The sequence below is a fragment of the Tabrizicola flagellatus genome, assembly GCF_046295235.1.
GTDB classification, from domain to species: domain Bacteria; phylum Pseudomonadota; class Alphaproteobacteria; order Rhodobacterales; family Rhodobacteraceae; genus Tabrizicola; species Tabrizicola flagellata_A.
Window position 1 is genome coordinate 68,108 of sequence record NZ_JBKBLV010000018.1, and the last position, 7,963, is coordinate 76,070.

Annotated in this window: 3 protein-coding genes; 2 read left to right on the forward strand and 1 reads right to left on the reverse strand. The window is 69.2% G+C overall.

The window, feature by feature from the left end:
* The first annotated feature begins 9 nt into the window (after positions 1 to 9).
* Positions 10 to 2,055, forward strand: a complete 2,046-nt coding sequence (gene recQ, locus ACK4IU_RS09970) for a DNA helicase RecQ (RefSeq protein ID WP_409734451.1) — start codon at positions 10 to 12, stop codon at positions 2,053 to 2,055.
* Between the two features lie 289 nt (positions 2,056 to 2,344).
* Here the strand turns inward: recQ and ACK4IU_RS09975 are convergent, their stop codons facing one another.
* Positions 2,345 to 4,879, reverse strand: coding sequence for a response regulator (locus tag ACK4IU_RS09975; protein WP_409734453.1), 2,535 nt, complete (start codon positions 4,877 to 4,879; stop codon positions 2,345 to 2,347).
* A 182-nt stretch (positions 4,880 to 5,061) separates the two neighbouring features.
* On the opposite strand from ACK4IU_RS09975, the gene ACK4IU_RS09980 reads away from it, so the two are divergent.
* Positions 5,062 to 7,963 (forward strand): alpha-2-macroglobulin family protein (locus ACK4IU_RS09980; protein ID WP_409734455.1); only part of this gene is annotated, 2,902 nt, incomplete at its 3' end.

Genomic DNA, 7,963 nt, shown 5'->3' on the forward strand with positions numbered 1-7,963 from the left:
ACCTGATCCTTGGACCACGCGGCCCGGCTTCTCCACTCCGTCTTCGGATTTCCCGAGTTCCGGCCGGGCCAGGCCGAGATCGTGCAATCGGTGCTTCAGGGTCGGAACACGCTGGCCATCATGCCCACGGGCGGGGGCAAGTCGCTGTGCTATCAGTTGCCCGCGCTCTGTCGCGAAGGGGTGACGGTCGTCATCTCGCCGCTGATCGCGCTGATGCGGGATCAGGTGCGGGCGCTGCGGGCAGCGGGGGTCGAGGCCGGGGCGCTGACCTCGGGCAATACCGATGACGAAACCGAAGAGGTGTTCCGGGCCGTCGACGACGGCCGGCTGAAGCTTCTCTACATGGCGCCCGAACGGTTGGCCTCTGCCGGCACGGCGGCGCTTCTGCGGCGGGCGCGGTGCGGCCTGATCGCGGTGGACGAGGCGCATTGCGTCAGCCAGTGGGGGCATGACTTCCGCCCCGACTACCTCCGGATCGGCGAGTTGCGCCGGTCCCTGCGGGTGCCGCTCGCCGCCTTCACAGCCACGGCGGACGAGGAGACGCGGGCGGAGATCGTGGCGCGGCTCTTCGACGGCGAGGCGCCGGTCACCTTCCTGCGCGGTTTCGACCGGCCGAACATCCACCTGGCCTTCGCGGTCAAGGATGGCCCGCGCGCGCAGATCCTGCGCTTTGCCGCCGCGCGGCGCGGGCAGTCGGGCATCGTCTATTGCGCGACCCGCGCCAAGACCGAGACGCTGGCCCAGGCGCTGCGCGAGGCGGGGCATCCGGCCGTGGCCTATCACGGCGGAATGGAGGCGGATGTGCGGCGTCTGGTCGAGACCCGGTTCCAGCGCGAGGACGGGCTGATCGTGGTGGCTACGGTGGCCTTCGGCATGGGGATCGACAAGCCCGACATCCGCTGGGTGGCCCATGCCGACCTGCCGAAGTCGATCGAGGCCTATTACCAGGAGATCGGCCGCGCGGGCCGCGACGGCAGCCCGGCCGAGACGCTGACGCTCTATGGTCCCGACGACATCCGCCTGCGCCGGACCCAGATCGACGAGGGCGCGGCGCCGACGGACCGGAAGGTGGCGGACCATGCGCGGCTGAACGCTCTCCTGGGCCTCGCCGAGGCGCTGGGCTGCCGGCGGCAGGTGCTGCTGGGCTATTTCGGCGAGACGGCCGAGCCCTGCGGGAACTGCGATCTCTGCGATCGGCCGGCGCAGCTGTTCGACGCGACCGAGGCGGTCCGGAAGGCGTTGTCGGCGATCCTGCGGACGGGGGAGTGGTTCGGGACGGGGCATCTGATCGACATCCTGACCGGAACCGCGACGGCGAAGGTCCGCGAAAGGGGGCACGACCAGTTGCCGACTTTCGCGGTGGGCCGCGACCTGTCGAAACCGGCCTGGGGCGCGGTGTTCCGCCAGATGATGGGCCGCGACCTGGTGCGGCCCGATCCCGACCGGCATGGCGCGCTGCGGATGACCGAGGCCGCCCGGCCGGTGCTGCGCGGCGAGGCGACGGTGACGCTGCGCCGCGACACGGTGGCGGCGGCCGGCGAGCAGGAGCCGGTGGTGCGGGCGCAGGTCGCGGAAGAGGATGCGGGCCTCCTTGCCGCGCTCAAGGCCCGGCGGCGGGCGCTGGCCGAGGCGCAGAACGTGCCGGCCTATGTCGTCTTCCCTGACCGGACGCTGATCGAGATGGCGGAACGCAAGCCCGCGACCCTGGACCAGATGGCTGGGATCACCGGTGTCGGGGCGAAGAAGCTGGAAAGCTATGGCGCGGCCTTCCTGGAGGTCATCACCGGGGCCGCCGAGGGGCTGCACCCGGCGCGGATGCGGCTGGCGGGGCGGCCGGAAGGGGCGCTCTTCGACCGGCTGGCGGAGGTGCAGCTGGCCCTGGCCCGGGGCGAGGACGGGACGGGAAAGTATCTGACCTGCACCCATGCGACCCTGCGGGCCATCGTGGAGCGGCGGCCTTCGACCCTGGCCGACCTGGCCCGGATCCAGGGGATGGGAGACGCGAAGATCGAGCGTTTCGGCGCGGCCTTCCTGGAGGTCCTGCGGGACGGCTGACGGCCTGTCCACGGTGGACATTTCAGGATTTCATAAGAAAATCATAAGCTTGTCATTTTCCGTTAAGGATTTGGCAAGATGTGCTCGGCGGCTGGTCCCGGGGCCGGCCGACCGCATCGAGCGCTGGCGCGCAAGCCTTTTCTCTCGCCTCTGGCCTGCGGCCAACCGGCTCGGCCGCGGGGGCGCTTCGCCCCCCGCACCCCCCGAGAGTATTTGCCAAAGGGCAAATCCGGGGGGCGGGCAGACCTCCGTGGCGGTCCGGGCGCGCCGGGCGCAACCGTGCTGGCAGTCAGGCGGCGCTTTCCACCACGCTCGTGACCGGAGGCCGGGCCTCGGGCGGGCAGTATTCCGTGAGCGTGGCCTCAATGGCGGTCTTGCGCAGGGGCTTGGTCAGGTAGCGGTCGATCCCGGCGGCAAGGATTCCCTCGGCATCGCCCTCCATCGCATGGGCGGTCAGGGCGACGATGGGCACCGCCGATCCCGTCGCGCGGAGGATGCGGGCGGCTTCCTTTCCGTCCATCTCGGGCATCGAGATGTCCATGAAGACGAGGTCGGGCTGGAAGTCCTGGAACATTTCCACCGCGATGCGGCCGTTGTCGGCGAAGCGCAGGTCGATGTCCATGTCGCGCACCATCTTCTGGAAGACGAGCTGGTTCGTCCGGTTGTCCTCGGCCGCGAGGACCCGCATCTGGCGCAGATCGGCCGGGGCGGGCGGGGGCGGCGGGTCCGCCGCCACGACGGCGGGGGCGGTCAGCGCCTGCAGGTGCCGGTAGAGGTCTGACCGCAGGATCGGCTTCTGCAGGATCGCCGCGAAGTCATGGGCGAGAGAGCCGAGGCCCGCGGGGTTCGAGGACAGGAGGAGCACCGGCATCGTATGGCCCGCGGCGCGGATCGCCTCGAGCAGCTGCACCCCGTCCATCTCCGGCATGGCATGGTCGGTCAGGACCACGTCGTAGTCCGGGTCGCTGGCGAGCCTTTCCAGCACCTCGGCGGCCGAGCGGCAGAGCGCGACCTCGATCCCGCAGGGGGCCAGCTGGCGTTCGAGGATGGTGCGGTTGATGAACTGGTCGTCCACCGCGATCACCCGGCGCACCGCGACCGGCACCTGGACCGGCCCCTCATCCTCGGCCACCGGCAGGGTGACGCGGAAGCCGAAGGAGGAGCCGCGGCCCAGTTCGCTGTCCACCCAGACCGCGCCGCCCATGTGTTCGATCAGCCGCCGGGTGATGGCGAGGCCAAGCCCGGTGCCCTCGAACTTGCGGTTCCGTTCGTCCTCGACCTGGTTGAACTCGCCGAAGATGTGGTCGAGATGGTCGGGCGCGATGCCGATGCCGGTGTCTTCCACCGTGACATGCAGGGTCTGGGTCCTGTCCTCGGCCTCGATGCCGACGACGCGGGTCAGGACATGGCCTGTCTCGGTGAACTTGACCGCATTGCCGATCAGGTTGGTCAGCACCTGCCGCAGACGACCGGGATCGCCGACGAAGCGGGTGGGCAGGAACATGTCGAAGTCGATCATCAGATCGATGCCCTTTTCCCGCGCGCGCGGCTGGAGGAGCATCGTCACCTCGTGGATCGTGCGTTCGAGGTCGAAGGGTTCGGGGCGCAGCGTCAGACGTTCCGCCTCGATCTTGGAATAGTCGAGGATGTCGTTGATGATGACCAGAAGCGCCTCGCCCGACGACCGGATCGTCTCGGCGAAGAGGCGTTGTTTATCGGTCAGGGTGGTGTCGCAGAGAAGTTCCGCCATGCCGACGACGCCATTCATCGGCGTGCGGATCTCGTGGCTCATGTTGGCGAGGAAGGCGGACTTGGCGCGATTCGCGGCCTCGGCGGCGGCGCGGGCCTCCTCAAGCGCCTTCTGCTGGTGCTTCGACTCGGTGATGTCCACCCGCAGGCCGACCCGGCCACCGTCGGGCGTCGCCTGTTCAAGAACGCGCAGCCAGCTGCCACCCGGCATCTGCTGTTCGCTGATCGACGATGGGGCGAAATGGCGTTCCAGCCGTTCTTTCAGCCAGGCATCCTCGCGCCCTTCGGCCTCTGGATACTTCTTCATCTTCAGACCGTGGCGCAGGATTTCCTCGAAGGTGACGCCCGGCTCGATGATGTCCGAGCTGGCTGGATGGATGTCGCGATAGCGCTGGTTGCAGAACACGAGTCGGTCCTCCCGGTCGAAGAGAACGAAGCCATCCGGGATCGCCTCGATGGCGGCCCAGATGCGCATCTGTTCGGTGATGTCGATGATGAGCGAGACGATCCCGCCGTCGTTGGCCCGACGTTCCTGAAGCTTGATCCAGTTGCCGGTCCGCAGCTTGAGCGTGATAGGCTCGATCCGGTCGTCTTCCAGGCGCGCGCAGATGCGCTCGGCGACGGCCTCGGGGCTTTCCTCGCCGAGGTCGAGCATGGTGCGGGCAAAGACGGCGGCCAGTTCGGCATAGGAGATGCCGGGGGCCACCGGATGACCGGCGAACCAGGCCAGGCAGGCTTCGTTCGCAAGAACGAGCCGCATGTCGGCGTCGAACACGGCAAAGCCGTCGCGGATGGTGTTGATCGCGTCCCAGAGCCGGCGTTCGGCCATGACGGCCGCGGTATGGGCGCGGTCCAGATCCTCGACGAAGCGGGTGTTCTGGTGCTTCAGGAGCTCCGCCTCGGAGCGGGCGGACTTCACCGCCTGGCGCTGTTCGACGATCTGGTCGGACAGCGCGCGGGCGTGGATCGCCAGCTTTTCGTTGGCCGCGTGCAGTTCGCGGCTTTTCTGGTCGAGCAGGCGTTCGGCCGCCAATCGCGCGCGCCGTTCCCTGACCAGTCGTTCGGTTAGATCCATGCTGCCCCAGCCGGCGAATTCGGGTCCCGTTCCGGCGCGGGCGGGCGCCCACGTCGGGTATTCGCGACTAGCCTCGCCGATCAGGATGAACCAAGGCTTAACGGCAAAGCGGACTTGCGCGTGCTTGCCTCGGGCCGGGGCGGCATGCGACAGTCAGGCTGATCGGTCAGGGAGGCATTTCGATGCGCGGGTTTGTGAAAGCTGCGGTGGCGGCGGCATTTCTGGGCATTGCGGGCGGGGCATTGGCGCAGGACCTCATCCCCGAGCGGCGATTCATCGTGACCCAGGACGAGGACCTGCCGGGGGGCGACATCGCGTCGGCCTTCGACACGACGGTCGAGGCTTGCGAGCGCGCCTGCCTGAGCAATGCGCGCTGCGAGGCCTATGTGTTCAACACGCGCAACGGGTCGTGTTTCGTGAAGAACAGCCCCGGGGAGGGCGCGTTCTTCGCCGGGGCGCTGTCGGCGCGGGTCGTCGAATCGGACCCCGCCGTTCGGGCCGCGGCGGCGGAACGGCGGAACGAGCTGGGCTTCCTGCCCGACTGGGACATCCAGCCCGCCTTCGACCAGGCGCAGGGGCTGGGCCGGCAGCACACCACGGGGCCCTGGAGCGCCGAGGAGCATCTGGCCGCGGCCGCCGAGGCCGAGGCACGGGGCGACTGGGCGGGGGCGGCGGCCTTCACCGGGGCGGCGCTGAACCGGACCGACGACGCGGCGACCTGGGGCGAGTTCGCGCGGCGGCAGTTCCAGGCGGGGCTCGCCGACCAGAACCAGTCGGGTTACTTCTTCAACCAGGCGATGCTGTCCTCGGTGAACGGCTACCTGCGCGCGGACAGTGCCGCGCTGCGCCATACGATCCTGGTGACCATGGCCGATGTGCTGGAGCGCAACGGACGCGGGCGCGACACGGTGCAGGCGCTGCGGCTGGCGCAATCGTTGCAGGAGCGGACCGACACGGCGGCGCTTCTGGATGCGGCGATCGGCAAATATGGCTTCCGCATTGCCGAGACGCAGGTGCAGTCCGATCTGGCACGCCCGCGCATCTGCGCCACCTTCAGCGAGGATCTGGTGGCCTCGGGGGTGGACTATTCGACCTTCGTGCAGCTGAAGGATCCGGGCCTTGTGGTGGAGAACGGCGGCTGGCGGCAGCTGTGCGTCGCGGGGCTGGAACACGGCAAGCGCTACAGCATCACCTTCCGCGAGGGGCTTCCGGCGGCTGATGGCCAGACCCTGGCCAAGTCGGTCGAGATCACGCAGTATGTCCGCGACCGCAATCCGGGGGTGAAGTTCCCCGGACGGGGCTATGTGCTTCCCAAGGCCGGCGAGCCGGCGCTGCCGGTGCAGACGGTGAACACCGAAAGGCTGGACCTGACGCTCTACCGCGTCACCGACCGCAACCTTCTCCGCGCGATCCAGACCAACTATTTCGGCACCCCGATCGACGTCTATTCCGAGGAGTATTTCTCGGGCGAGGTGGGCGAGAAGCTCTGGACCGGCTCGGCCAGCGTGGCGCAGGAGGTCAACCGCGACGTGACCACCCGGCTGCCGATGGGCGAGGCGCTGGCCGGCCAGCCGGCGGGCATCTATGCGCTGAAGGCCGAGGTTCCGGGGGTGGACCCCTACACCATTCCGCCTGCCTGGCAGTGGTTCGTCGTCTCGGATCTGGGCGTGACCACGATGTCGGGAGTTGACGGGCTGCATGTCTTTGTCCGCAGCCTGTCCACCGCGCAGGCCAGGGCCGGTGTCGCGGTCGAGCTTCTGAACCGCGCCAACGCGCCTCTGGGCACCGCAGCGACCGACGACCGGGGCTATGTGCGGTTCGACGCGGGCCTCACGCGCGGAACAGGCGGCAGCGCCCCGGCGATGGTGGTGGTGAAGGACGGCGAACAGGACATCGCCTTCCTGTCGCTGACCGAGCCGGAGTTCGACCTGTCCGACAGGGGCGTGGCGGGGCGCGAGGCCGCGCCGCCGGTGGATGTGTTCCTGACCACCGACCGCGGCGCCTATCGCGCGGGCGAGACGGTCTATGTCACCGCTCTGGCCCGCGATCCGGAACAGAAGGCGGTCGAGGGGCTGCCCCTGACGGCGGTGCTCAAGCGCCCGGACGGGGTGGAATATGCCCGGACCGTGGTGAACGACTGGGCCGGCGGTTACGTGTTCAGCCAGCAGATCGCCGGCAGCGCGCCGCGCGGGGTGTGGCGGCTGGAGATCTTCGCCGATGTCGAAGCCCCGGCGCTTGCCGCGAAGACCTTCCTCGTCGAGGACTTCCTGCCCGAACGCATCGACTTCGACCTGACCATGGGCGATGCGCCGCTGACCCTCGGCGGCGCGTCCGCCGACCTGACCCTGTCGGCGCGCTATCTGTTCGGCGCGCCGGGCGCGGGGCTGGCGGTCGAGGGCGAAGTGCTCTTGCGCGCGGCGCAAGGGCTGGAGAAGTTCCCCGGCTATGTCTTCGGCCGCCACGACCAGCCTTTCAGCGCCCAGATGGCTGCGCTGGAGGGGGCCGAGACCGACGAGGCCGGCAATGCCACCCTGCCTGTCGCCCTGCCCGAGGTGGCCGATCCCTTCCGCCCGCTCGAGGCGCGGGTGACGGTGCGGGTGGCCGAGGGCTCGGGCCGCCCGGTCCAGCGCGAGCTGGTTCGCGCGCTGGCACCGTCCGAGCCGATGATCGGCATCAAGCCCCTGTTCGAAGGCGTGGCGCCCGAGGGCGGTCAGGCGCGGTTCCAGCTGATCGCGGTCGGCGCGGGCGAGTCGGCGGTCGATCTGCCGCTGCGCTGGAAGGTCAACCGCGTGCAATACGACTACCAGTGGTATCAGAACTTCGGTGAATGGAGCTGGGAGCCGGTGGTCAGCCGTCAGCTGGTGGCAGAGGGCGAGGCGCGGCCCGGTGCGCAAGCGGCCGAGATCGCCGCCGATGTGACCTGGGGCACCTACGAGATCGTGGTGGAACGGGCCGATGGCGGCAAGGCGGCCTCGTCGATGGAATTCTACGCGGGCTGGTATGCGCCCGCCGATGCCTCGGCCACCCCAGACACTCTGGAATTGTCGCTGGACAAGCCCGCCTATCGCCCCGGCGAGACGGCGA

Excerpts from the sequence above, each read along its gene's own strand:
- ACK4IU_RS09975 (WP_409734453.1), bottom strand. The coding sequence starts at position 4,879 with ATGGATCTAACCGAACGACTGGTCAGGGAACGGCGCGCGCGATTGGCG.